Source organism: Halobacillus karajensis (assembly GCF_900108515.1).
GTDB lineage: Bacteria > Bacillota > Bacilli > Bacillales > Halobacillaceae > Halobacillus > Halobacillus karajensis.
In genome coordinates, this window is sequence record NZ_FNWW01000002.1 from 162,577 (window position 1) to 188,501 (window position 25,925).

Consider the following 25,925-nt stretch of genomic DNA (forward strand, 5'->3'; position numbering starts at 1 on the left):
ATAATAGTTTGTCAGATTTAGTAGTAGTGTAGCCAAGAAGGCGGGGATTTATACTTAAGTAGACTTTTGCTTTCTAATTTTGCTATAAACCTGTTCTAAGGCTTGTTCAAATTTCCCAGTCCGTTTCGGCTCGTAATAGGTACGCGATTTAATGGAGTCTGGTAAATATTGTTGATCCACCCATGCATTTTCATAGTTGTGCGGGTATTTGTAATCTAATCCCCTTCCTAATGTTTCGGCCCCTTTATAATGAGAGTCTTTTAAATGTGCAGGTACTTCCCCGCTTTTTCCATTTCGAATGTCAGATAATGCAGCATCCAGTGCTTTGTATGCACTATTGGATTTTGGGGATAAAGCAAGTTCTGTTACGGCAACCGCCAAAGGAATACGTGCTTCTGGAAAGCCGATTCTTTCTGCAGCTTCGACAGCTGAAAGTGTCCGAGGGCCAGCTTGTGGATTCGCAAGACCAATGTCTTCATAGGCAATGACTACTAATCTTCTAGCAATACTATCGAGGTCTCCTGCTTCAATAAGCCGCCCCAAATAGTGAAGAGAAGCATTCACATCGCTCCCTCGTATGGATTTTTGAAAAGCTGAAAGTACATCATAGTGGGCATCCCCGTCTTTATCGTGAGTAAAACTCTTCTTCTGCATACATTCTTCGGCGACGTGTAGATCAATCTTTACCACACCTTCTTCATCAGCAGGTGTTGAAAAAGCGGCTAACTCCAAACCGTTTAATACGGAACGTAAGTCACCGTTGGAGGACTGAGCAAAGTGATTAAGTGCCTCCTCAGTTAGTTGTATGGACATAGCCCCTAATCCTTTGTCGGGATCATTTAAGGCGCGAAGGATGGCCTCTTTCATGTTTTCCGATGTTAACCGGTATAACTCAAATAAGTGACACCTGCTTCTAATAGCAGGGTTTATAGAATGGTAAGGGTTACTTGTGGTACATCCGATCATAGTCAGGCGGTTGCTTTCTAAATGGGGAAGAAGGAAATCCTGCTTCGCTTTATCAAGCCTGTGTACTTCGTCTAGAATTAGAACAAGCCGCCCATGCATTTTGGCTTCCTCTACAGCAATTTCCATATCTTTTTTCTTGTCTGTTACTGCATTCAACGTTTTGTGTGGGAGGTTTAGACTTTTGGCAAGGGCTGTTGCCATAGAGGTTTTTCCTGTGCCGGGAGGGCCAAACAAGATCATTGATGCTAGGCGCTCAGCCTTAATCATACGATAAATGGTTTTGCCTTCGGCTACTAAATGGGATTGTCCGATTATTTCTTCTATATTGGAAGGTCGCAAACGAAAAGCGAGTGGTTGCTGACTCATTAATCATTCTCCTTTTGCAGGTTATGAATGTAAGCGTAGAATGATTTTCGTTAAAATGCAAGAGACTTGCCATTCATGCTATAATAGCGTTTGGTATAATAGAGAGAGGAGGATGACAATGAGTTACTTCATTAAGGAAAAGCATAGAAATCTCCTTCGTTGGAGCTTTTTCTTTATCGGATTAGTCATCCTAGGTCTAGGCATTTCAATGACGATGCAGGTGAAAGAATTCGGGATTGGTCCGTGGGATGTCTTTCACTATGGTTTGTTTCTGCAATTTGGTCTGACTGTAGGAACCTGGTCGATCATAGCCGGCCTGTTGATCGTTACTGTAAGTTCGGTTATTCAAAAAACATGGCCCCAAGTGGGGACACTATTGAATATGGTCCTCATTGGTTTATTTATTGACTTTTTTAATTGGATTCTTCCAGAACCTGAAACCTTAATTATGCAATTCATCATTTTTATAGCAGGAACATTTGTCATTGCGCTTGGAATTGGTATTTATGTCGCACCTGACATTGGTGCAGGTCCACGTGACAGCTTGATGCTGTTGATTACGAAAGCCACAGGATGGAAAGTGGCTTCTGTTAGAAACGGAATTGAAATCATCGTAGCCATATTAGGGTTTGCCCTTGGGGGCCCTGTAGGAGCAGGTACGGTATTCACCGCCTTGTTTTTAGGTACATTTGTAGGGTATACGTTACCCCAGGCGAAATTATGGCTACAGTATTTAATAATGAAGGGTGACTTGTATGAAGATATCTACCAAAGGCCGTTACGGGCTAACCATCATGATTGAACTGGCAAGGAAATTCGGTGATGGCCCCATTTCCTTGAAGCAGATAGCAAGAGATAATGATTTATCTGAACATTATTTGGAGCAGCTGATAGCTCCATTAAGAAATGCGAGTCTTGTTAAAAGTGTTCGCGGTGCTTATGGAGGTTATATGCTGACAAAAGCGCCACATGAAATTACAGCAGGGGACGTCATTCGTGTGTTGGAAGGCCCTATTACTCCTGTTGAAGGAATTGAAGATGAAGAACCAGCTAAACAAGCACTATGGAAAAGAGTTAGAGATGCTGTTAAGGACGTATTAGATACAACAACCCTGGAAGATTTAAAAGACCATGTCGACGATCAAACCCAGGATGCGTACATGTTTTACATTTAAAGAGTTGGAGGTTCAAAAATGAAATCAATTTACTTGGACCATGCAGCAACTTCACCGGTCCATCCAAATGTCATTGCCGAAATGATGCCTGTATATAAGGAAGTTTTCGGCAACCCTTCAAGTGTGCATCAATTTGGAAGAAAAGCGCGACGGATTCTGGACGAAGGTCGTAGGAGAATTGCCTATGGGATTGGAGCGAATGAGAAAGAAATCGTATTTACGAGTGGAGGAACGGAGGCCGATAATTTAGCCATTATCGGGACAGCTCGTGCGAATATTTCTAAAGGCAAGCATATCATTACCACTACGATTGAACATCATGCTACATTACATGCAGTCGAATATTTGGAGTCTCAGGGATTTGAGGTCACTTACCTCCCTGTAAATGAAAATGGACGCATTCATGTGACGGATGTCAAAGATGCCTTGCGTGAAGATACCATTCTTGTTTCTATTATGATGGTCAATAATGAAACGGGAGTTATGCAGCCTATTAATGAAGTGGCTGAATTACTACAAGGACATCAAGCCTATTTCCATTCCGATATTGTTCAAGCTTATGGCCTTATGGATATAAATGTAACCAGCCTCGGTGTGGATTTGATGGCAGTCTCTAGCCATAAGATCAACGGACCAAAAGGGATAGGTTTTTTATACATCCGTGAGGGCACAATATTAGAATCCCTGCAATATGGCGGTGAACAAGAAAGGAAAAGAAGGGCTGGTACGGAAAATATACCAGCGGTTAAAGGATTGCAGACAGCTGTTGAAATCATCGAAGCCGAACGTTCGACTTATAAAGAAAAATATCTTCATTATAAGGAATTATTTTTGCAAAAACTAAAAGAGGAAGAAGTTCCTTTTGAAGTGAACGGGTCTGAAGAAAGTACAATCGAATCAATTGTAAACATCAGTTTCCCAGGGATGAATGTGGAGACGTTATTAACGAACTTTGATCTGTCGGGAATTGCAGCTTCAAGTGGAAGTGCATGCACAGCAGGTTCTGTCGAGCCGTCCCATGTCCTCTCAGCGATGTTCGGTTCCGAGCATCCGAAAACAACGAATTCGGTCCGTTTCAGCTTTGGATTTGCTAATAATGAAGAGGATATAGTAGAAGCAGCTACAAGAGTCAGTCAAGTCATTAAACGACTGACTTGATAAAGGAAGGTGAAAAAATGAAAGATCCTAAAGATACACGTGTCGTCGTTGGAATGAGTGGGGGTGTCGATTCATCAGTCGCAGCTCTTCTTCTGAAGGAGCAAGGTTATGATGTTGTCGGTATATTCATGAAAAACTGGGATGACACAGATGAATTTGGAGTTTGTACAGCGACGGAAGACTATGAAGATGTGATCCGTGTATGTAATCAGTTGGATATTCCATACTTTGCGGTTAACTTTGAAAAACAATACTGGGACAAAGTCTTCACTTATTTCCTTGATGAGTATAAAAAAGGAAGAACTCCTAATCCTGATGTGATGTGTAATAAAGAAATTAAATTTAAGGCGTTCATGGATCACGCGATGTCCTTGGGAGCTGATTATTTAGCTACTGGTCACTATGCACAAGTGCGTGTGCATGAAGGCACTTATGAAATGCTGCGTGCTGTAGATCATAACAAAGACCAAACATACTTCTTAAACCAATTGTCACAGGAAGTTCTTTCAAAAGTCATGTTTCCTCTTGGGCATTTGGAGAAAAAAGAAGTGCGTGCCATTGCTGAAGAACACGGACTTGCGACAGCGAAGAAAAAAGACTCGACCGGTATTTGTTTTATTGGTGAACGTAATTTTAAAGAATTCCTTAGTGAATATTTACCTGCGCAACCGGGCAACATGGAAACTCTTGATGGTGAAATCAAAGGTGAACATGATGGTTTAATGTATTACACTCTTGGTCAACGCCAGGGACTTGGTATCGGCGGTGCGGGAGATCCGTGGTTTGTCGTTGGAAAAAACGTAGCAGACAACATTCTTTATGTAGGGCAAGGGTTCCATCATGACGCCCTTTACTCTGATGGTTTAATTGCATCGGAAGCCAGTTGGACTAGAGGAGAAGTACCGACAAAGCCATTCAAATGTACAGCTAAATTCCGTTACCGTCAGGAAGATAGCGGTGTAACGGTTTACCCGTTGGAAGATGGTCAATGGAAGGTTATGTTTGATGAACCAGAGCGGGCCATCACCCCGGGGCAAGCAGTTGTATTATATGATGGTGAGGTATGTCTTGGCGGCGCCACGATCGATACCGTTTTGAAAGATCATGAAGCCATCAATTATGTAGGATAGGTACACAAAAGTCATGTCCGTAGAAAAAGGACATGACTTTTTTATGGGGCATAAGCCTGTTCAATAAATGAAAGGGGAGATTTAGGATGGATAAATTAAAGCAAGGAATTGAACAAATGCAAAATCACAATTATGAAGAGGCTGCTAAACTATTTACAGAAGCTATTGAAGAAAATCCTAAAGAGCCTGTGGGTTATATCAATTTTGGTAATCTATTGACTCATATGAACGATTATGAGCGGGCAGAACGATTTTTTAACCGGGCTATTGAAATTGATAATACAGCCGCAACTGCATACTACGGGTTAGGAAATGTATTTTATGAGCAAGAAAAATATACTAAAGCCCAAGAACAGTTTATCCAGGCGGTACAACAGGGGTTGGATGAAGCGGATGTTCACTTTATGTTAGGGATGACATTTATTCATCAAGAATACGTGAAGCTGGCGCTCCCTTACCTTTTGAGAGCGGCCGAGCTGGCCCCGGATGATGTAGATATTCAATTTCAATATGGGCTTTGCCTTGCTCAAAATGGTCAGATTGATCAGGCTGAACAAGTCATGTCCGGTGTGCTACAATTAGAGTCACAGCATAGTGACGCCCATTACAACCTTGGAGTAGTTGCTCTTCACAAGGAGAAAGCAACTAAAGCACTTGAGCATTTTTCTAAAGCATTGGAAATTAATCCTGAACATATGTTGGCAGCTCATGCTAAAGGCCAAGTAGAACAAGCTTTAAACGAGTAGAGGAGAACGATGGTCATGACTCAACAATCGCTCTTTCATGAATCGAAGGAACAACGCCCTTTTGTCAAAGGGGAATTAAGCAGGATGATTTTTCATAATGAGTCCGAACATTTTTCGATTGCTTCCATTAAAGTTAAAGAAACAAATGAAGACTTCAACGAAAAAACCCTTGTCATTAAAGGACATTTTTCTCCGTTGGAAGAGGGGGAGACCTATATCTTCCATGGGGAATTTAAGAATCATAAGAAATTTGGACGGCAATATGAAGTGGAAATGTACAACAGGGTATTGCCTGAAACCAAAGATGGACTGGTCCTTTATTTATCCAGTGACCTTTTTCATGGTATTGGAAAAAAGACAGCTGAACGGATTGTTAATGAGCTTGGGGAGCAATCGATCACCAAAATTCTTGAAGATCGCCATGTGCTGGATGCTGTGCCGAAGTTACCAAAGGAAAAAGCTGATCAGCTTTATAACTCATTAAAAGAGCATCAAGGGTTCGAACATGTGATGATTCACTTATCTCAATATGGGTTTGGCCTGAAATTGTCACAAAAAATTTATGAAGCTTTCCAAGATCAAACGATGGCGATTATTGAGGAGGACCCTTATCAACTTGTTTTTCATGTCGAGGGATTCGGTTTTCATCGAGCGGATGAAATGGCTAGATTTCAAAATCTAGCTCATGACCATCCAACAAGGATTAGAGCGGCATGTTTATATATGATGCAAAAAAGTATGAACTCTGGTCATGTTTATTTACCAACGGAAGAGTGTCTTATTCAAGTCGAACAGCTCTTAAATCAAGGAATAGAACAGGCGATAACCTATAAAGAATTGTCAGAGCAGCTCATTCATCTTGGGGAAGAACGTTTAGTTTATATTGAAGAAGATAGAATTTACCTTCCTTCTTTATATTTTGCAGAAAACGGTTTTTGCAATCACGTAGACCGAATTCAAGAAAAGAATGTCGAGGTTGAACATACGCAAGCGGACTTAATGAAAATTATCGGAGATTTAGAAGAAGAGGAAGCGATGAGTTATGGAGAAGATCAATTTAATGCCATTGAAAAAGCTCTACACTCGAAGTTGATGATTTTAACGGGAGGTCCGGGCACAGGAAAAACGACTGTCATTAAGGGGATTATTCATTCGTATGCTGAACTGAATGATGTCTCTATTGATCCGGAAGAGTATGATAGTGATAAACCTTTTCCGTTTGTTTTGGCAGCTCCGACAGGGAGAGCGGCCAAAAGAATGACGGAGTCCACAGGATTGCCGGCAAGTACGATCCACCGTCTACTCGGGTGGGATGGACATGATTCGTTTGAACGTAATCAAAACAATCCTTTGGAAGGCAATGTGCTGATTGTGGATGAATTCTCCATGGTCGATATTTGGCTCGCTAACCAATTATTCAGGGCTATCCCAGATGGTATGCAGGTGCTTCTCGTTGGGGATGAAGATCAACTTCCTTCCGTAGGTCCTGGACAAGTGCTTGCTGATCTTCTAGCTTCGGGAAAGCTTCCCTCAATTAAACTGACAGAAGTATATCGTCAAAAAGAGGGCTCTAAAATTATTCAGCTGGCACATGAAATTAAGAATGATGCCTGTACAATGGCTTCGCTTGGAAAAGATCATGATTTCAGCTTTATACCAGCCAAAGAACATCAGCTGAGTGATCTAGTCACAAACATAGTTCAAAAAGCAAAAGAAAAAGGAAATGAGTTAAAAGATATCCAGGTGCTTGCTCCGATGTATCGGACAGATGTAGGCATTCATAAACTGAACGAAAGTATTCAGCAGGTGTTAAACCCTAAAAGTAAGCAAAAACGTGATTTGAAACATTTTGAAGTGACATACCGAAAAGGGGATAAAGTCATTCAACTTGTAAATCAGCCTGAAGATGGGGTTTACAATGGGGACATAGGGGAAATTGTAGCGATTTTCCGCGCTGAAGAAAACATAGATGGAGTTGAACAAGTCGTAGTCGATTTTGAAGGTAAAGAAGTGGTATATCCAAAAAAAGATTTGAACAACATTATGCATGCTTATTGTACGTCCATTCATAAATCACAAGGAAGTGAATTTTCAATCGTCATTCTTCCAGTTGTACGCAGTTACCGTCGTATGTTAAGGAAAAATTTGCTTTATACTGCTATTACTAGATCGAAACAGTCATTAATTATCTGTGGAGACAGGGAAGCCTTTCTTAGTGGTGTAGGGACGACCGATACTGATACGAGGTACACGAGGTTGAAAGAGAAGTTGAACGAGGAGCCCTCTAAAGAGATTGAACCGGAAGAGGAAGAACAACTTTCTCCTTATGATTTTATGTAGAAGATGGAGGAGGCTAATCGGTCATGGCACACAGGTTAGGGATGTCAGGAAGTACAATTCTATCCAACTATAAACGATTTCATGAACTTTTTAACCAAGGGCTGCCCCATATAGAAATAGGTGAATTTGAAGATAAGCAAGCTTATTCCTCCTTTTTAAATATGGCACACGATCATACTATCACTTTTGGGATTCATGTTCCTCATTTCAGACACAATAGTAAGTATGATCTTATAGAAAAAGTAAAAGTAGCACCGGCGATTGCTAGGAAAATGTTCGAAGCAGAAGTAGCGGAAGCGGTGCAGTCGGGGGCTACTTATATTCTGGTCCACTTTCCATATTTTAAAGGAAAGGCGAAGTCCACCCATGAAAAGATCGAGGAGGGGCTTCAATTTTTACATAATCTTCAGGAGTCGTATGGAGTTACAATCGTATGTGAACCAAAGCTTGGGCACCATCAATCATCTGCGGGAATTCAGTATTTAAAGGATTTCCCAATGGAAGTATGGGGGAAATATGGGTTAAGTATATGTATAGACATTGGTGATTATATGGTGGCTGCGGGGAGGGAGTGGAAGGATTACATCTCTCCTTTGCTTCCATTTACCAAGGTCGTACATATGCATAATGTTCAATATATAGAAAATCACTATATTTGGGTACCTATCCACCCTGATCCGGTTATCCAAGGGGCAGCATATGATATGCAGCCATGTCTGGAATTACTTGCTGAAGGAAAGGATAAGTATTTTATTTTTGAGCATACTCCTCATTCACATCCCTCAGAAGAGATAGTTCAAGAAGGAATCTCTTGGGTAAAAGACATCATCAAGTAATGTATGAATCTTATTTTCATGGACATACTAGTTGGTAAAAAAGGAGTATGTCCGATGAGATGCCCGAACTGCAACAATAAAAACCTTGGCAAGATTGGCAATGAGCAATACTATTGTTGGAATTGTTGCCTTGAATTAACGATAGAAGATGGAAAAATGAATATTAACCAAATCGAGGAAGATGGTAGTTTAAGCTCACTGAATGACATTTTTTACCAACAAGGATCTTGATGATCTATGAGTGATCGCTCCTCGAAATGGTTGCGGAGATTCACCATCTTTTTTATTATCTTACTTTCTCTCTTACTACTAGCCTGGTTATTTCCTTATTATGACCACGTGTTGGTTATTACAGGGAAGGTGGTTTTGCCTTTCCTCCTTGCACTTGTATTAGCATTATTGCTACACCCGCTTGTGCATAGTTTGGAAGATATGGGTTTATCAAGAACGATTAGTATTCTGCTCATCTTTGTCCTCTTTTTTTCATTGACGGCTTTTGGTTTGTACAAAGGTATTCCTCGTTTGCTTGATCAACTTAAACTATTGAATGAGCATTTGCCGCTCTTGATGGAATCCTATCAGGATTGGACAAAGGAGTTGTATGCTCAAACCGAAAAACTGCCTGACGGTCTTCATCATCAAGTGGATGAACGTTTTGCAAGTTTTGAAGAATGGATAAGCGGTAAGGTTTTGGCGATTCTTGCCGGTCTCACACGTGTTTTCAATATGATCGTTCTGCTTGCTGTGGTTCCCGTAATGACGTTTTATTTTCTGAAAGATTACAAGGGTATTGGAAAATCAACGTTGAATTTATTCCCATGTAGATTTCATGAGGAAGCCAAGCGGCTTGTAAGAGAATTAAACCATTCGTTAGGCGGCTATATCCGAGGACAGTTGTTGATCAGCCTATTTGTTGGGGTATTAGCAACAGCTGGTTTCTGGTTTATTGATCTCCCCTATCCGCTTGTATTAGGATTAATTGCAGGTCTTACAAATATTATTCCGTATTTCGGTCCATTGCTCGGGGCAGGACCTGCTTTAATCGTTTCCTTGACGGTCAGTATAAACACAATGATCTTTACATTACTCATCATTTTGGTGATTCAAGTCATTGAAGGGAATTTGTTATCCCCTTATATAATGGGGAGGAGCATTCATATCCACCCATTGTTTATTATTTTGGCCTTATTGGTTGGGGGAGAAATAGCGGGAATACCTGGACTTATTCTAGCCGTACCTGTCTTAACTTGTTTGAAAGTGATTGTAGAAGAAATTCGGGCAGGAAGGCTGAATATTGACAGATGATCGACAGTTATCTATAATTACGCTTATCAAAGACTATTTGGACGAAGAACACGTTGAAGGAAGAAAGTAAGCAGTTCTATCATGTTCAGAGAGATGCGTTCTAGGCTGAAAGACGCATTACATGAAGATTGTTGAAAGCTGTTCCGGAGTGCGGTTAATTCCCGCCGTAGTTATGCCACGTTATAGGCATCTGAGCTGATAGACATCATGTCTATAAACAGGGTGGTACCGCGGAATCAAAACCCGTCCCTGCCGATTTGGCAGAGACGGGTTTTTTTGTTCTTTCTTCGTCCTGTACGGTCTCTATTCCTGTATTTCACTAAGGAGGTTATTCATAATGAAATCATTAACATCAGCAGATATTCGCCAAATGTTCCTTGACTTTTTTAAAGAAAAGGGGCATACAGTCGAACCAAGTGCATCACTTGTGCCTCACGAAGATCCAACATTGCTTTGGATTAATAGTGGTGTTGCTACACTAAAAAAATATTTTGATGGCCGTGTGATCCCAGAGAACCCAAGAATCGTAAACGCACAAAAGTCGATTCGTACGAATGATATAGAAAATGTAGGCTTTACAGCACGTCACCATACATTTTTCGAAATGCTTGGGAATTTTTCTATTGGAGACTACTTTAAAGAAGAAGCCATGGAGTGGGCATGGGAATTCCTTACGGAAGATCAGTGGATTGGATTTGATCCAGGGAGACTTTCTGTAACTGTCCATCCGGAAGATGATGAAGCCTATCAAATATGGAAAGATAAGATTGGATTGGATGAGGAGCGAATTATCCGGATTGAAGAGAACTTTTGGGATATTGGTGAGGGGCCAAGTGGGCCGAACACAGAAATCTTTTATGACCGTGGCGAAAAATATGGCAATGACCCGAGTGATCCAGAACTATATCCTGGCGGAGAAAATGAACGATACCTTGAAATTTGGAACCTTGTTTTCTCTCAATTTAACCATAACCCTGATGATACTTACACACCGCTTCCTAAAAAGAACATTGATACAGGCATGGGTCTTGAACGAATCGTCTGTGTGATTCAAGACACGGAAACGAACTTTGAAACAGATCTATTTAAACCGATCATCGAAGCGACTGAAAATATCGCTAACAAAAAATACGGGGATAGTGTGGAAGCGGATGCTTCATTTAAAGTCATTGCAGATCATATGAGGACCGTTACTTTTGCAGTCAGTGACGGAGCTTTACCTTCTAATGAAGGGCGTGGCTATGTTCTCCGAAGATTGTTGCGACGTGCGGTCCGTTTTGCCAAGCAGATTGGTATTGACAAGCCTTTCATGTATAAACTAGTTCCTGAGGTTTCCAAAATCATGGTCGATTTCTACCCGGAAGTGAAGAAAAAGGAAGAGTTTATTCAGAATGTCATTCAAACGGAAGAGGAGCGTTTCCATGAAACGTTAAATGAAGGACTTCAGATTCTTTCCACGATTATGAAACAAGAAACAGAGAAAGGGAGCAGTGTTTTTCCTGGAACAGAAGTTTTCCGCTTGTATGATACGTATGGATTTCCTAAAGAGCTAACAGAGGAATATGTAGCGGAAGCTGGTTTTTCAATTGATGAAGAAGGTTTCCAAGAAGAAATGGAAAAGCAGCGTGAGCGCGCTCGCAGTGCCCGGCAGAAAGCTGATTCCATGCAAATCCAGGAAGGGGTCCTTGGAGAGGTTCATGTGGAAAGCAGCTTTATCGGTTATGATGTGCTCAACGTGGAAACAAAACTTTTAGAAATGATTAAAGGGAAAGACTTCAGTAATTATGCGGAAGAAGGGGACACGGTCTACCTATTCCTTAAAGAAACACCATTCTATGCTGAAAGTGGTGGACAAGTTGCCGATCGTGGTTATCTGAAAACTGACACAGCTTTACTAGAGGTTAAAAATGTTCAAAAAGCACCGAACGGCCAGCATATGCATGAAGCTATAGTCAAACAGGGATCCATTGAAAAGGGAGCGACGGTTCAAGCAGAAGTTGACCGTGGTGGAAGATCATTCATTGTAAAGAACCACACGGCTACACACCTTTTGCATCAAGCGTTAAAAGACGTTTTGGGTGAACATGTCAATCAGGCGGGTTCTTTAGTAGAACCAGAACGTTTACGCTTTGATTTCTCCCATTTCGGTTCTGTGACTAATGAGGAAATGGAAAAAATTGAAGCCATCGTGAATGAGAAAATTTGGCAATCTATTCCTGTTACCATTGAACAGAGTTCGATTGAAGAAGCCAAAGCTAAAGGTGCAATGGCTCTCTTTGGTGAAAAGTATGGGGATACAGTAAGAGTTGTGCAAGTTGGTGATTACAGTCTCGAGCTTTGTGGAGGATGTCATGTTTTAAACACAGCAGAAATTGGTCTCTTCAAGATTGTATCCGAATCAGGAATCGGTGCTGGTACAAGAAGAATTGAAGCTGTAACAGCTAAGGATGCTTACATGTACATGAATGGTAAAGAAGCATTGCTAAAGCAAGCGGGTGAACAGTTGAAAACGAAGCCGGATCAAGTACCGGAAAGAATTGAAGCTCTTCATAAAGAACTTAAAGATCTCCAAAAGGAAAAGGAGTCATTAAGCGCGAAGATCTCGAATATGGAAGCATCCAACATCATGGATGATGTGGAAGAAGTCAATGGTGTGAAGATACTTGCTAAACAAGTAGATGTAAAAGATATGAATGCATTGAGAACGATGGTTGATGATTTAAAACAAAAGATTACCTCGGGAATCATTCTGTTAGCAGCACCGAACGGTGATAAAGTTCAATTGATTGCAGGAGTATCGAATGATTTAGTAGAAGAAGGATATCATGCAGGAAAATTAATTAAAGAAGCAGCTACCCGTTGCGGAGGCGGCGGCGGAGGTCGTCCAGATATGGCGCAGGCAGGTGGAAAAGATGCTTCTAAAATTCCAGAAGCGTTGCAATACGCAAAGGAATATGCAAGTCAAAACGCCTAGTTTTTCTTGGAAGAGATTTAGGTATATAATGAAGTAAATACTACAAAGTGCGAGGTGACTGTAATGAGCTCAATGGATAAAACGATGAGGTTCAACTTCTCAGAAGAACCGTTTGATCAAGATGTCCAATCCGTACTCTTATCTGTTTACGGAGCATTACAAGAGAAAGGGTACAATCCGATTAACCAAATAGTCGGATATCTGCTTTCAGGTGACCCTGCTTATATTCCTCGTCATCAGGATGCCAGAAACTTAATTCGCAAAATTGAACGAGACGAGTTAATTGAAGAGCTGGTTAAATTTTACATCAAAGAGAATAAAGAGGGCGTTGAATGAAAATAATAGGATTGGATGTCGGCGAAAAGACGATAGGAATTGCTATCTCTGATGCATTTGGCTGGACGGCACAGGGGCTTACTACACTTCGATGGGACGAACAGGACTTTAATACGGCTAAGGAACCGTTAAAAAAGGTCCTCCAAGATCACGAAGTGACGGAGGCTGTTGTAGGGTTCCCTAAGAATATGAATGGGACTGTCGGCCCCCGCGGAGAAGCCAGCCAAACTTTCGCCGCATGGCTCGAAAAAGAATTTCATCTCCAGACACATTTGTGGGATGAGCGCTTAACAACAATGGCAGCAGAGCGAGTGCTGCTGGATGCAGATGTCAGCAGGAAAAAGCGGAAAAAAGTCATTGATAAAATGGCTGCTGTTATGATTCTGCAAAGCTACTTGGATTCGAAACAATAAGGAGGAAGTCGTATATGGCACTAGAGAAAGAAGAACGGATTATTATTCCTGATGAGAATGGTGAAGAGCATTTATTTGAGGTCTTATTCACATTCGATGTAGAAAAAACAGGGCATTCTTACATTGCAGTTATCCCGGCTGAACAAAAAGATGGCGAAGAAGTTGAAGTCTTTGCATTCCGTTACGAAGAAAAAGGGAATGAAGAGGATGACTTGTCCTTATTCCAAATCGAATCTGATGAAGAGTGGGAAATGGTTGAAGAAATGTTAAACACATTAACTGATGAAGACTTAACCTAAGGAACCGAAGCCTGCAGCTATAGCTGCAGGCTTTTTCATTTAATGCCCGCAAACATACATAGGTCTATGTTTGCGAAGATTATTTTTCATGCCTAATGTTAATTTGTAGACTAAACGCCTAGGGATGTAAATTCAAGTTTTCTTATATTTATTTAAATATAAAGGATGGGTATAAAATAATAAACATAGCATGTGAATAACCCTTTCGGCATGTAGAAATTTACGGGAATATGTAGAAAGATTCTTTCACTTTATAGTATAATGTACCGGATGGAAGGGGGAAGTCCGTTGTCGAATTCTGACTTTAAGAAACAATATAAGAAAAGGTTAAAAAATAGAATAGAGGAAGCAAGCACTGTAAGAAAGATTGTGGCCATCATTATTACGGTGTTAGTTCTTGCTCTTGTTATTGGTGGGCTAACAGGTTATTTTTATGTGAAATCCGCCCTGGAACCTGTGGATCCCGATAATGATAAACAGATTAACGTAGAAATTCCGTTAGGTTCATCAACCTCATCAATAGCTTCCATTTTGGAAGAGAATAATATTATAAAAAATGATCTTATTTTCCGCTTTTATACAAAGTTCAAAAATGAATCTGGGTTTCAGGCGGGGGATTATCAATTTACTTCCTCTATGACTATGAATGAGATTATTGAGACATTGAAAACAGGGAAATTAGTTAAAGAACCTGCATTTAAGGTTACAGTGCCTGAGGGGCGTAACTTGGAGGAAATTGCAGAGATCTACGCTGAAAAGTTTTCTTTCACAAGTGAAGAGTTTATGGAGCGTGTCAATGATGAAGAATACGTTCAGGAACTTATAGACCAATACCCACAATTGCTTACAGCGGATATCCTTCATGATGATATCCGCTACCCGCTGGAGGGCTATATGTTTGCGGCAACTTATGATGTTTATGTAGAGGATCCTACAATTGATCAGCTCATTACAAAAATGCTTGATAAGACTCAGTCAGTTGTTCTTCCTTATCTGGATCAGGTAGAAGGTTTAGAAGGGATTGAGAACGTCCATGACCTTGTTACGATGGCTTCTTTGTTGGAAAATGAGGCCAGAACAGCAGAAAGTCGGAAGATGATCTCAGGGGTATTTCAGAACCGATTAGACAAAGAGATGAAACTTCAGACGGATCCGACTGTGCTTTACGCCCAGGGGGAACATAAAGAGAAGGTTTTATATGAAGACTTGGAAATTGAGTCACCTTATAATACGTATTATATTACAGGGATGCCTGTAGGGCCGATTTCGAACTTCAATGAAAACTCGATTCAAGCAGCTGCAAATCCTGAAGAACATGAACATTTATATTTCCTTGCAGATAGCGATGGAGAAATTCATTATGCAGATTCTTTAGAAGAACATAACAAGTTGAAGAAAAAATACATTAATTGAGCCGTTTTTTCTAGAAGGAATGCAAAGAAACCTCGCATTCCTTCTTTTTTTTATGTTAAAATAATGGGGTTGTAAAATAGATGTAATTATTATGTGAGAGGACGAAACTTAATGAAGCAAGAAGACTATCTACAATCATTGCTTTCCGAGCCTTCCACAGCGGTTAGAGAGATGGAATCCTATGCGAAAGAACAGAGAGTTCCAATTATGGAACCTTTGGGAATAGAATTCCTTATGCAGCTTCTCAGGATCCATCAACCTAAAAATATCCTGGAGATCGGCACAGCGATTGGTTATTCAGCCCTTCGAATGCTGGAGGCCTGCCCAGGTAGTAATATAACGACGGTTGAACGAGATGAGAACCGCTATAACGATGCTTTGCAAAATATTAAAGCCATGAATGTTGAAGACAGCATTCATGTTATACATGGTGATGCTCTGGACGTTGCATCACAGATAGAAAAGAACGGTCCTTTTGATTTACTGTTCATTGATGCGGCCAAAGGGAAATACGAGGAATTTTTTCATTTATATTCCCCAATGATCTCAAAAGAAGGTCTCATCATTTCTGATAACGTTCTTTTTAAGGGGTTTGTAGCAGATGACTCTGAAGCGAATCCTCGAATGGCAAAGATTGCGCGCAAGATCAGGAAGTTTAATGAGTGGCTTGTTCATAATCCTGACTATCACACAACTATTGTCCCTATCGGTGATGGAGTAGCCATTACAAAAAGGAAGCAATAGGTGGTTCATAGAGAGAAGATTTGAATGGATGAAAGGAGTACCAAGGAGCATGAGTGACAAACCAATAGTAATTGGAGTAGCAGGAGGATCAGGTTCGGGAAAAACCAGCGTGACTCGTTCGATAATCCAACGCTTTACAGATAAAACCTTATTGATGCTTGAGCAAGATTATTATTACAAGGACCAAAGTGATCTGCCTTTTGAAGAAAGGTTGCAAACGAATTATGATCATCCTCTTGCCTTTGATAACGATCTTTTAATTGAACATTTAGAACAGCTACTCGAACAAAAGCCTGTAGAAAAGCCGGTCTATGATTATAAGATGCATACACGCTCTGAAGATACAATCCATGTAGAGCCCAAAGAAGTCATCATTGTAGAAGGAATTCTGGTTTTGGAAGATGAACGTTTACGAGATTTGATGGATATTAAAGTATTCGTTGATACGGACGCTGATGTAAGAATCATTCGTCGTTTGATGAGAGATATTAATGAGCGGGGGCGTTCCCTTGACTCTGTGATTGAACAGTATATCAATGTTGTTCGTCCCATGCATTTACAATTTGTTGAGCCAACCAAACGCTATGCGGACATCATCATTCCAGAGGGCGGCCAAAATCATGTGGCTATTGATCTTATGGCAACAAAAATACAAACAGTATTATATGAAAAAGGACAATCAGGAACGAAAGAAAATAGTTGAAATACTACCAGAAATCTGGCATAGTTTCTAATAGTAGTTCTAAATCACAGTGTCCTGGGGTAAAGTATAGTAACTTATCTTTAATGAGCGTACAGTTGTACTGCTCATTTCCTATATAAAGGACATCTTATTTTTTCTTGTAATAAAGGAGTGTATTCGGATTATGGCAGAAGAGAAGAGTTATTATATGACAGAAGAAGGTAAACAGAAACTAGAAGAAGAGCTGCACCACCTAAAAACAGAACGACGTAAAGAAGTGGTAGAACGAATTAAAATCGCTCGTGGTTTTGGAGATCTCTCTGAGAATTCTGAGTATGATGCAGCTAAAGATGAACAGGCTTTTGTTGAAGCACGTATTACCCAGGTGGAAAATATGATTCGCAATGCTGTCATTATCGAGAATGACAATGAGAATCCAGACACAGTAACGATGGGGAAATCAGTAACTTTCCAGGAGCTTCCTGATGGAGATGAAGAAAGTTATACGATTGTAGGAAGTGCGGAAGCGGATCCATTCGAAGGTAAAATCTCTAATGATTCTCCAATGGCCCAGAGTTTAATTGGACATGTTGTAGGTGACAAAGTAAAAGTCGCTACACCAGGTGGCGAAATTGATGTGAAAATTATTTCAGTAGAATAAAAAACGACAGGGATCTCCCCCTGTCTTTTTTATATAGAAATTTAGTAAGTAAAGTTGTAAATATTTTCTGTGATTCCCTAGAAAGTAGGAAAGATGACCATCTTTCCTTATAGCTTATTGATTGGGATGTAGATAGGCCAAAGATAGGATTGGTCACAGCCGCTACATCATGTATAATATACGGCGAGTAAAAAGGAGGAAATGATCATGTCAAACAAACATACCCCTCATTCTCGCTCAAGTCGATATGAAAAGAAACGGCGGGGAACGAAATGGCTGACTTGGCTTGTTGGGGCAGGCAGTTTTTTCTTGGTGTTACTCGTTGTATTAATCGTCTTTGGTGGGGAAGACCAGAGTGGAAAAGCGCAGAATACAGAAGAACAGGAGAAGGAAGAAGCAGCTTTACAAGAAAAGCAAATAGAACAGACAGAAGATAAGGAAAAAAATACAGATGAACCAACAGAGGAAGAATCAGATAAACAGAAAGTATCTATAGAAGAGTTTGATGAATTAAAACCGATTGAAGATGAGGAAGGTTTAAAAATAGAAAAAAGTGACGACCCAAATGTAGAGCGGGTTATAACAAAAGATTGGCCTGTTATTCAGACAGAGATGGAAACAAATGGCGAACACAGTATTACCTACCAATCAGGCTCTCAGGACTATAAAGAATTGCAAGAGGCTATAAGAAGCGCTGTCGGACTCCCTGAGGACAATATTATCTATTGGGATGTCAGCAATAGGGGACATCCTCAAAAAGCTAAAGCGACTGTTTCTGACAAGAATAAAACTGGGTATCTAAGGGTCCATGTGGATTGGATCGATGGTCAAGGATATAAACCTGTAAAATTAGAAGTACTAAAGAATTATAATGGTTAAGAGAGGAAGTTTAGGATGGCAATTGGGATTATTGGCGCAATGGATGAAGAAGTAGAATTATTAAAATCAAAGATACAGGCCCCGCAAGAGAAAGAAATCGCTGGAAGTCTTTTTATTGAAGGATCCTTACACGGTCATGAGGTCGTCTTGCTAAAATCCGGGATTGGTAAAGTTAACGCAGCTATGTCTACAACGATTCTCCATGAACAGTATGACATTGAAGCAGTGATTAACACTGGATCAGCTGGAGGTTTTGCTAGAGATTTGGAAGTAGGAGATGTAGTGATCTCATCCATGGTTACCCATCATGACGTTGATGTGACAGCCTTCCAATATGAATATGGTCAAGTCCCTGGAATGCCTGCCATGTATCCTGCTGATCAGAATCTTGTTTCACAAGCCATGGAGGCCGTTAAAAAGACGGATGCCAATGCGGCTAAAGGAATTATTGCCACCGGTGATTCGTTTATGCAAGAAGAAAAGCGAGTTGATTTTGTTCGTGGGAAGTTTCCAGAAATGATCGCTGCAGAAATGGAAGCTGCAGCGATTGCCCAAGTCTGTTTTAAATATGGAACTCCATTTGTAGTTATTCGGGCTTTATCAGATATTGCTGGTAAGGAATCATCGGTATCATTTGATCAATTCTTACCTAAAGCAGCTGAAAACGCAGCCCTAATGATTATGGAAATGGTAAGGAATTACGCTTAACCACAATGAACGCCACTATGAAAGAAATAGGGTAAGCTTTTCATAGTCGATTGTGTTTAGCATGAATGTGAAAAATCTAAAAAAAGTGGCCAGCATCCACCCTTAGAGGATTGAATGAAACAGTTACTCCATTTGTATAAGATGGGAAGTGGCTGTTTTTTTTACCCTTTTTTCCCTTGTTTGCTTTGTTTGTAGAATTCATGAAAAATCTTCATGAGTGCTCTTTTTTCTATTCTTGAAACATAACTTCTTGAAATTCCAAGCTCCTTGGCGATTTCACGCTGGGTCTTTTCTTCTGTCTGGTTTAATCCATAACGGAAGATAATGACTTCTTTTTCCCGTTCATCCAGAACGGTGATGAAGTCCTTAATTTTTTCAAGTTCCATATGAAGCTGAATCTCCTCCACGATATCTGTTACATCCGCTTGCAAAATATCAAGAAGATTGAGCTCATTTCCTTCCTTGTCGTGTCCAATTGGATCCTGTAATGAAATATCCTTACTCATCTTCTTCGTTGATCTGAGGTGCATGAGTATCTCATTTTCAATACAACGGGCAGCATAGGTGGCAAGCTTCGTACCTTTCCCTGTTGAATAACTTTCTATTCCTTTGATCAAGCCAATCGTTCCTATTGAAATAAGGTCCTCAAAATCTTCTTTCGTGTTTTCAAATTTCTTAACGATGTGGGCAACAAGACGTAAGTTATGTTCAATAAGTTTGTTTCTGGCATCATGACTTCCTTCTGCCATTAATTGAAGTTGCTTGGCTTCTTCATCTGGGGGAAGAGGATTAGGGAAGGCCTGATTCTTTACATAGGACATAAAGAAGAGGGATTCTTTGAAAAAATAAAGAATGGAAGCAATGAGACTGCTCATAGGACGCACCTCCTCAAGGATTAGGCAAATGCCTACAACATACTTATGTCCTTGGGAAGTTGTCTGTGCTTGTCTGTATATAAAAATAATAGTCATATAGATAAAAAAAGCCTCCAAATTAATGGAGGCATGTCAGTTTATGAATGGGGGGCTTGTCGTTTTTGCTCTTTCTTTAATACTTCCGCATATTCATCCTTAATACTTTTTTCCCAAAGAGGTACTCCTGCCCGGTAAGCGGCCCTTGAGATCATATGACCTGATACGGGGGCAGTTAATAGGACAAAAAGTATACCAAGGAGAAGTTTACCACTAACGATATCATGTTCTACATAGTGAAAAAGAAAAGCGCCGATCATAATTCCCGCAACACCAAGTGTCGAACTCTTGGTTGCTGCGTGGAGGCGTGTGTACACATCTGGAAAACGCAGAATACCAATTGATCCGGAGATCAGGAAAAAGGCTCCAATCAACAGAGAAAGACATATAGTAATGTCAAAAATTAAGTTAATCCATGTCCCGCTCAATGATAACACCCTTTTCTAAGAATTTCGCCAGTGCGACTGTACCAATGAAAAGAAGAATTCCAATCAAGAGTACAACGTCATTGAATCGTGTGGTCACAAGCAGGACGGCGATTAATCCTGCTAAAGCCATCAGGTTGATCCCGATAATATCGAGAGCGACAGCTCGATCTGGATTGGTTGGACCAAGAATAGCTCTGTATAATAGGATGATCACGGAGATTGCGACCGCAATAACAGCAATAGTAGCAGATATTTGAATCAATGTTTGAGTTATATCAAGGATGGATTCCATTTAGCGGGTCACCTCCATGATTCGTTTTTCAAATGAGTTCTTAATTTCATTTACTGATTCTTGAACATCTGGCATATCCATGGCGTGAATAAAGATTTTGGTATGATCTTCACTGACGACCACAGACAGCGTCCCTGGGGTTAATGATATTAAATTGGCAAGTAAAGTAATTTCGAAATTTGTTTTTACATCAATCGGAAGAGCGAATATTCCTGGTTGCATATCCATCTTGGGTTTGTACACATGCTTTACAATGTCGATGTTAGAAAGGACGAGTTCCCTGATAAATAAGAGAACAAGTAGGAAAAACTTCCATGCCCGTTTCATATAGAAAGAATCTGGTACGAAACGCTGAAGGACAAAGAGAAGGATAATTCCTAAAATATATCCAACAAAGAAAGTTGTGAAGTTGTATGTTTCACTCAGGAACATCCACATGATCGCGATGATGATGTTCATTACAATTTGTAAAGGCATCGGTTTTTACTCCTTTATCACAGAATCAATGTAGATTTCTGGATCCATCAAGTATTGCGAAATTGATTCGATTGTTGGGAAGAACCATTCTGCACCTACACCCAAAAGTACAGAAACTGTGAGTAAACCAGCGGCTGGAAGTACCATGAGGTTTCCTGTTTTCTTTCGCTCAGGTATAGGGATATCCATCTTTTCTCCCCAAAACCCACGAATGAAAATACGGATCATGGAGAAAAGAATAAGAAGACTCGACACAAGTCCGATAATCACGATGAAAATCTCTTCTTCTCCTAGACCACCGCGTAACAGTTGTAGTTTACCCATAAATCCACTGAATGGCGGTATTCCTGCCAAGACAAGGGAGGCAATAAATAAAAGCCATCCAAGAACTGGATAATGGTGAATTAAACCGCCCATCTTACGAAGATCAGAGGTGCCAGCGACATAAGCAGTAGCGCCTACCAGTAAGAAAAGCACTCCTTTGATAACCATATCATGTACGAGATAGTAAACCGTTCCACTAATGGACACTTCTGTAAAAATTCCTATTCCCATCAACATAAATCCGACTGCTGGGATAATGTTGTAAGCTACGATTAATTTAATGTTATTTGTCGAAATGGCGCCCACGACTCCGAATATCATGGTGAAAGCTGCCAAATATATAAATAATGTGTGTGTCAGCCCGACTTCATGGTTGAAAATAAGACTGAAGGTACGTAAGATCGAATAAATACCAACCTTCGTCAGTAATGCTCCAAACAATGCGGAAACCACAGGGTTTGGAGAAATATATGGTCGAGGAAGCCAATAATAAAGCGGGAAAACTGCAGCTTTGGTCGCAAAGACAAAGAAAAACAGTATTGCAATAGTTGTTAAAATACCTTGTTGTTCCACTTCCTGAACTCTCTGAGCAGCTTGCGCCATGTTTACCGTACCTACGACAGAGTAGAGGAAGGCAATGGTTGTTACAAATAACATGGAGGAAAACAAGTTGATCAGTACGTATTTGATCGATTCTCTTAACTGGGCTTTCCCATTTCCAAGAACAATCAGTCCATAAGAAGCCATGAGCAGGACTTCAAAGAATACGAATAAGTTAAATAAATCTCCTGTAAGAAACGCACCGCTTACGCCTGAAATCAATAAAAAGAAGAAACTGTAAAAATAGTAGGATTCTTCTTTTTCAGATAAGGACTGAGGTGCAAAGAAGACACAAGCGACAGCAATAATATTGGTCGTTAACACAAGAGTCATTGCAAGCAAGTCTCCTACAAGGACGATTCCGAATGGGGCTTCCCAGCTTCCCATTTCAAGAACAATGCTCCCCTGATCCCTCACTTGCATAAAAACCAAACCAACAATAACCAGATTGATAATGGCAAGGCCTTTGGATATATTCCGTACAAGTGTAGTCTTTTTGTGTATGAATGCTACGAGAATGCCGGCGATTAACGGCATCAAAATAGGTAATACAGCTAAATTACTCATAATCGTTACCCCTTAGTTGCTCCATATTATCAGTGCCATTAACTTTGGCAGCACGATAAGCTAATACAAGTAATAGGCTTGTGACACCGAAACTGATGACAATTGACGTTAATATCAAAGCCTGCGGGAGCGGATCTGTATAGTTTTCAATTCCTTCTGTTAGAACCGGTGGTGCCCCCGTTTTCAACTCCCCCATCGTTAGTATAAATAGGTGGGCCCCATGGGAGATGAGGCCTGTCCCGATAATGATGCGCAACAATTGCTTTTGAAGGAGGTTATAAACACCGGTTGTGAAGAGGATGCCGGCTAAAACAGCCATGATAATTTCCATTATTTATTCCTCCTCCTTGTTTTTACGAAGTCGAATCAATCCAAAGATTGCCATAGCAGCAATGCCGAGTACTACAATTTCAAATAAGGTATCCAGTCCACGGAAGTCAACAAGGATGACGTTTACAATGTTATCTCCTCCGCCGAGTTTATAGGAATTGTCTACAAAATACTCAGAAATGGAATCGAAGAACTTACTGCTATGAGAAGATATGGCAACCATGGTCATTAACACTCCAAAACCAACGGAGATGACAAGGTTGAGAATCTTCGTGCTTACAGGTTCCTCTTTCTTCCTGAGTTTAGGCAAGTGATAAAAGACAAGTAAGAATAGAGCAACCGTTACGGTTTCTACAATCAACTGAGTAAGGGCTAAGTCTGGTGCTCTGTAGAGAACAAAAAGCATGGAGAGCCCATAACCAACGACTCCTAAAATAAGGATAGCAGCAATACGGTTATTGGTGATTGCTGTTCCCACAGCTGCAATTACCATCATTATTGCTACTAGTATTTCCGGGGTCGTTATCTCAGCTACATTGGATGTATCGATTGTGAATCCACCTGTAATAGCCATAAATGCAAAAGAAATGACGATGATTGCAGCAAGAATAAGACGGACATAACGTCCTAGTGAACCGTTCATATATCCTTTTGTAATGTTCTTAGAATAGCGTTCCATACGGTCCACCGTACCATCATAAACCTTATTCATACTGAGCACACCTGGTACGAATCGATAGACAGGTGCCCATACTTTTCTCGATAGAGCTAATATACTTCCAAATACTACTACAGTAATTGACATAATAAATGGAGGGATAAAACCATGCCAGAAATAAATGTGTTTCTCTTCTAACACCGCTCCCTTAACAGATTCTGCTGCATGAGCAATGAATGGTTCGTTGATCAGGCTTGGAAACAGTCCAATAATAATTACGCCTGCAACGAGAATAATCGGTGAGATCAACATCCCAATAGGAGCTTCATGCGGCTTCTTTGGTAGTTCCTCTAAATGAGACTTCCCGCGAAAAGTCCCGAAGAAGAAGTACATAGAGTATACAAACGTGAAAATACTACCAAACACAGCCAAGTAAGGTATGCTTGCCTGTAAGAACCCTGCAAATCCTGTACTTGCTGCCTCCAAATGTAAAGAAGATTCAAAAAACATTTCTTTACTATAGAAACCATTTAAGAAAGGTAAAGGCAGTCCAGCCATGGAAAAAGAAGCGATAATAGCAAGGGTTGCTGTCATAGGCATAAACGTCATTAAACCGCCTAGCTTCCGTATATCTCTCGTACCTGCTTCGTGATCCACAATTCCTGCTATCATAAATAAGCTTCCTTTAAACGTAGCATGGTTAAGAATATGGAACACTGCACCGAAAATAGCAACTTTCGTACCGAACCCAAGCATAGCCATAATCATTCCGAGCTGACTGATTGTTGAAAATGCTAGAATTCCTTTTAAATCTATTTGTCTTACTGCCATATAAGATCCCCAACACAAGGTTACGATACCCGCGAGCGAAACGATAATAAAAAACCATTCATTCGCTGAGAGCATTGGAGAATAACGGGCTACTAAATAGATTCCAGCTTTAACCATCGTTGCTGAGTGCAAGTATGCACTAACGGGTGTTGGAGCTTCCATAGCATCCGGAAGCCAGATATGAAATGGAAACTGAGCCGACTTTGTAAAGGCACCCAACAATAATAAAATAAGGATTAACGGGAAAAATTCACTATTAAGTATCAGTTGTTGCTGATCAATCATTCCCTGGATACTTGTTGTATTGGTAAGAATACTCATGAAAATAAGTGCACCAAGTAAACTCAATCCACCAAATACGGTAATAAGCATTGATTTTAATGCCCCATACCTTGATTCTTTCTTATAGTTCCAAAATCCGATCAATAAGAACGAAGATAGGGATGTAAACTCCCAAAAGCTATAAAGAGCAAATACATTATCTGAGAGGACAACCCCGAGCATAGAACCCATGAATATTAAGAAATATACATAAAAATGTCCCAGTTGCTCTGATTTATGCAAATAAAAAATCGAGTAAAAAGCAACTAGGGAGCCTATACCGCTGATCAAGAGTACAAATAGTAAACTTAATCCATCCAAATGGAAGACCATATTGATATCAAGTGATGGAATCCAAGAGTATTCATGGATAACAGGTTCAAATCCTGTCCCTAAAAAGCGTACAAAATAAATAAACACGAGTACAGGTACGATTGTGACAAAAAAACCTGTATGTACTTTATCTTTCCACTTACTTAAAAATGGAATGAAAATAGCAATAATAAAAGGCAATAATACAGCCACCAGCATGTGGAACGTTCCTCCTTTGACATAACTTTCATCTATTTTTTATGGATTTTGGATGTTTGTAATGATGTATTCACTCAATTGTAATCAAAAAAAGACTCATTATTCAACTGTAGTATACCGGCAAATTGATGTTGATAGACCCTATTTAGTTTACCCTTATAAATAAGAAGAGAGACATCATTTGCTTAAATAAAAAAAGTAATAAAAAAAACTCGTCCAGCATTAGCAGACGAGTGGAAATTGGAATTTGATGTCATTGTTTGTTAGATCATGTCAAATTAACCTACATGAGAGATGTGCTTTTCTAAAAGGTGTTGGATCGACCGGTGGTTAATTTCCTTTTTGATTTGATCTATAAATTCTTCTGAAAGGTTGAGTTCAATGGCTTTGTGATAAGATTGTATTAGTAGGGAATCAGATAATTGCTTCATGCCGCTGTCACACATGTGACAGTCACCTCCCGC

General features: G+C 40.2%; 28 protein-coding genes and 1 other annotated feature. Of the genes, 19 read left to right on the forward strand and 9 right to left on the reverse strand.

Annotated features, from left to right (window positions below; all coding sequences use genetic code 11):
• Positions 1-54 precede the first annotated feature (54 nt).
• Complete coding sequence (locus tag BLW54_RS05760; RefSeq protein ID WP_035509288.1) at positions 55-1,332, reverse strand: replication-associated recombination protein A; 1,278 nt, start codon at positions 1,330-1,332, stop codon at positions 55-57.
• A gap of 118 nt (positions 1,333-1,450) precedes the next feature.
• Between BLW54_RS05760 and BLW54_RS05765 the strand changes: the two genes are divergently transcribed.
• From BLW54_RS05765 to mtnN, 19 genes are all read left to right on the forward strand, one after another.
• Positions 1,451-2,134: a YczE/YyaS/YitT family protein gene (locus BLW54_RS05765; protein ID WP_074733417.1), complete on the forward strand. Its 684-nt coding sequence runs from the start codon at positions 1,451-1,453 to the stop codon at positions 2,132-2,134.
• Positions 2,088-2,507 carry a cysteine metabolism transcriptional regulator CymR gene (cymR, locus tag BLW54_RS05770; protein WP_035509285.1) on the forward strand — a complete coding sequence of 140 codons (420 nt, stop codon included), beginning with the start codon at positions 2,088-2,090 and terminating at the stop codon, positions 2,505-2,507. Before BLW54_RS05765 ends, cymR begins: the two co-directional genes overlap by 47 nt.
• A gap of 18 nt (positions 2,508-2,525) precedes the next feature.
• Complete coding sequence (locus tag BLW54_RS05775; RefSeq protein ID WP_035509282.1) at positions 2,526-3,665, forward strand: cysteine desulfurase family protein; 1,140 nt, start codon at positions 2,526-2,528, stop codon at positions 3,663-3,665.
• A gap of 17 nt (positions 3,666-3,682) precedes the next feature.
• The gene (gene mnmA / locus BLW54_RS05780; RefSeq protein WP_035509280.1) at positions 3,683-4,795 is read left to right on the forward strand and encodes a tRNA 2-thiouridine(34) synthase MnmA; all 1,113 of its coding nucleotides are present in this window, start codon (positions 3,683-3,685) and stop codon (positions 4,793-4,795) included.
• Between the two features lie 86 nt (positions 4,796-4,881).
• Complete coding sequence (locus BLW54_RS05785) at positions 4,882-5,541, forward strand: tetratricopeptide repeat protein (protein ID WP_035509278.1); 660 nt, start codon at positions 4,882-4,884, stop codon at positions 5,539-5,541.
• A 15-nt stretch (positions 5,542-5,556) separates the two neighbouring features.
• Entirely contained in the window at positions 5,557-7,881 is a 2,325-nt protein-coding gene (gene recD2 / locus BLW54_RS05790) for an SF1B family DNA helicase RecD2 (RefSeq protein WP_035509276.1), read from the forward strand.
• Between the two features lie 23 nt (positions 7,882-7,904).
• Entirely contained in the window at positions 7,905-8,717 is an 813-nt protein-coding gene (locus tag BLW54_RS05795; protein WP_035509274.1) for a TIM barrel protein, read from the forward strand.
• Between the two features lie 54 nt (positions 8,718-8,771).
• Positions 8,772-8,948 (forward strand): YrzR-like zinc ribbon domain, encoded by a 177-nt coding sequence (locus BLW54_RS20635; RefSeq protein ID WP_089652618.1) that lies wholly within the window; start codon positions 8,772-8,774, stop codon positions 8,946-8,948.
• A 6-nt stretch (positions 8,949-8,954) separates the two neighbouring features.
• Entirely contained in the window at positions 8,955-10,022 is a 1,068-nt protein-coding gene (locus BLW54_RS05800; protein WP_035509272.1) for an AI-2E family transporter, read from the forward strand.
• Positions 10,023-10,066: 44 nt separating this feature from the next.
• Positions 10,067-10,276 (forward strand) — a binding site (T-box leader).
• A gap of 83 nt (positions 10,277-10,359) precedes the next feature.
• A complete protein-coding gene (gene alaS, locus BLW54_RS05805; protein ID WP_035509270.1) occupies positions 10,360-12,996 on the forward strand; it encodes an alanine--tRNA ligase in 2,637 nt (878 codons plus the stop codon).
• A gap of 63 nt (positions 12,997-13,059) precedes the next feature.
• Positions 13,060-13,332, forward strand: coding sequence for an IreB family regulatory phosphoprotein (locus BLW54_RS05810; protein WP_035509268.1), 273 nt, complete (start codon positions 13,060-13,062; stop codon positions 13,330-13,332).
• Positions 13,329-13,745 (forward strand): Holliday junction resolvase RuvX, encoded by a 417-nt coding sequence (gene ruvX / locus BLW54_RS05815; RefSeq protein WP_035509265.1) that lies wholly within the window; start codon positions 13,329-13,331, stop codon positions 13,743-13,745. Before BLW54_RS05810 ends, ruvX begins: the two co-directional genes overlap by 4 nt.
• Before the next feature lie 14 nt (positions 13,746-13,759).
• Positions 13,760-14,044 carry a DUF1292 domain-containing protein gene (locus tag BLW54_RS05820; protein ID WP_035509264.1) on the forward strand — a complete coding sequence of 95 codons (285 nt, stop codon included), beginning with the start codon at positions 13,760-13,762 and terminating at the stop codon, positions 14,042-14,044.
• A gap of 288 nt (positions 14,045-14,332) precedes the next feature.
• Positions 14,333-15,457, forward strand: a complete 1,125-nt coding sequence (gene mltG, locus BLW54_RS05825) for an endolytic transglycosylase MltG (RefSeq protein ID WP_035509261.1) — start codon at positions 14,333-14,335, stop codon at positions 15,455-15,457.
• Positions 15,458-15,568: 111 nt separating this feature from the next.
• Positions 15,569-16,201 carry an O-methyltransferase gene (locus tag BLW54_RS05830; RefSeq protein ID WP_035509259.1) on the forward strand — a complete coding sequence of 211 codons (633 nt, stop codon included), beginning with the start codon at positions 15,569-15,571 and terminating at the stop codon, positions 16,199-16,201.
• A gap of 49 nt (positions 16,202-16,250) precedes the next feature.
• Complete coding sequence (udk, locus tag BLW54_RS05835) at positions 16,251-16,904, forward strand: uridine kinase (protein WP_035509257.1); 654 nt, start codon at positions 16,251-16,253, stop codon at positions 16,902-16,904.
• 163 nt (positions 16,905-17,067) lie between these two features.
• Entirely contained in the window at positions 17,068-17,544 is a 477-nt protein-coding gene (gene greA / locus BLW54_RS05840) for a transcription elongation factor GreA (protein WP_035509256.1), read from the forward strand.
• Between the two features lie 207 nt (positions 17,545-17,751).
• Positions 17,752-18,423 (forward strand): YrrS family protein, encoded by a 672-nt coding sequence (locus BLW54_RS05845; RefSeq protein WP_035509254.1) that lies wholly within the window; start codon positions 17,752-17,754, stop codon positions 18,421-18,423.
• A 15-nt stretch (positions 18,424-18,438) separates the two neighbouring features.
• Positions 18,439-19,131, forward strand: coding sequence for a 5'-methylthioadenosine/S-adenosylhomocysteine nucleosidase (mtnN, locus tag BLW54_RS05850; RefSeq protein ID WP_074733418.1), 693 nt, complete (start codon positions 18,439-18,441; stop codon positions 19,129-19,131).
• Positions 19,132-19,292: 161 nt separating this feature from the next.
• On the opposite strand, the gene sigK is transcribed toward mtnN, so the two are convergent.
• From sigK to BLW54_RS05890, 8 genes are all read right to left on the reverse strand, one after another.
• Entirely contained in the window at positions 19,293-20,006 is a 714-nt protein-coding gene (gene sigK, locus BLW54_RS05855) for an RNA polymerase sporulation sigma factor SigK (RefSeq protein ID WP_035509249.1), read from the reverse strand.
• Between the two features lie 137 nt (positions 20,007-20,143).
• Positions 20,144-20,530, reverse strand: a complete 387-nt coding sequence (mnhG, locus tag BLW54_RS05860; protein WP_035509247.1) for a monovalent cation/H(+) antiporter subunit G — start codon at positions 20,528-20,530, stop codon at positions 20,144-20,146.
• Positions 20,511-20,822, reverse strand: a complete 312-nt coding sequence (locus BLW54_RS05865; RefSeq protein ID WP_035509245.1) for a Na(+)/H(+) antiporter subunit F1 — start codon at positions 20,820-20,822, stop codon at positions 20,511-20,513. Before BLW54_RS05865 ends, mnhG begins: the two co-directional genes overlap by 20 nt.
• The gene (locus tag BLW54_RS05870) at positions 20,823-21,299 is read right to left on the reverse strand and encodes a Na+/H+ antiporter subunit E (RefSeq protein WP_074733419.1); all 477 of its coding nucleotides are present in this window, start codon (positions 21,297-21,299) and stop codon (positions 20,823-20,825) included. It lies immediately after the preceding gene.
• A 6-nt stretch (positions 21,300-21,305) separates the two neighbouring features.
• Positions 21,306-22,790 (reverse strand): Na+/H+ antiporter subunit D, encoded by a 1,485-nt coding sequence (locus BLW54_RS05875; protein WP_035509241.1) that lies wholly within the window; start codon positions 22,788-22,790, stop codon positions 21,306-21,308.
• Positions 22,783-23,121, reverse strand: coding sequence for a Na(+)/H(+) antiporter subunit C (locus BLW54_RS05880; protein WP_035509239.1), 339 nt, complete (start codon positions 23,119-23,121; stop codon positions 22,783-22,785). Before BLW54_RS05880 ends, BLW54_RS05875 begins: the two co-directional genes overlap by 8 nt.
• Before the next feature lie 3 nt (positions 23,122-23,124).
• Positions 23,125-25,461 (reverse strand): Na+/H+ antiporter subunit A, encoded by a 2,337-nt coding sequence (locus BLW54_RS05885; RefSeq protein ID WP_035509237.1) that lies wholly within the window; start codon positions 25,459-25,461, stop codon positions 23,125-23,127.
• Positions 25,462-25,739: 278 nt separating this feature from the next.
• Positions 25,740-25,907, reverse strand: coding sequence for a sporulation histidine kinase inhibitor Sda (locus BLW54_RS05890; protein WP_392387175.1), 168 nt, complete (start codon positions 25,905-25,907; stop codon positions 25,740-25,742).
• Positions 25,908-25,925: the final 18 nt, after the last annotated feature.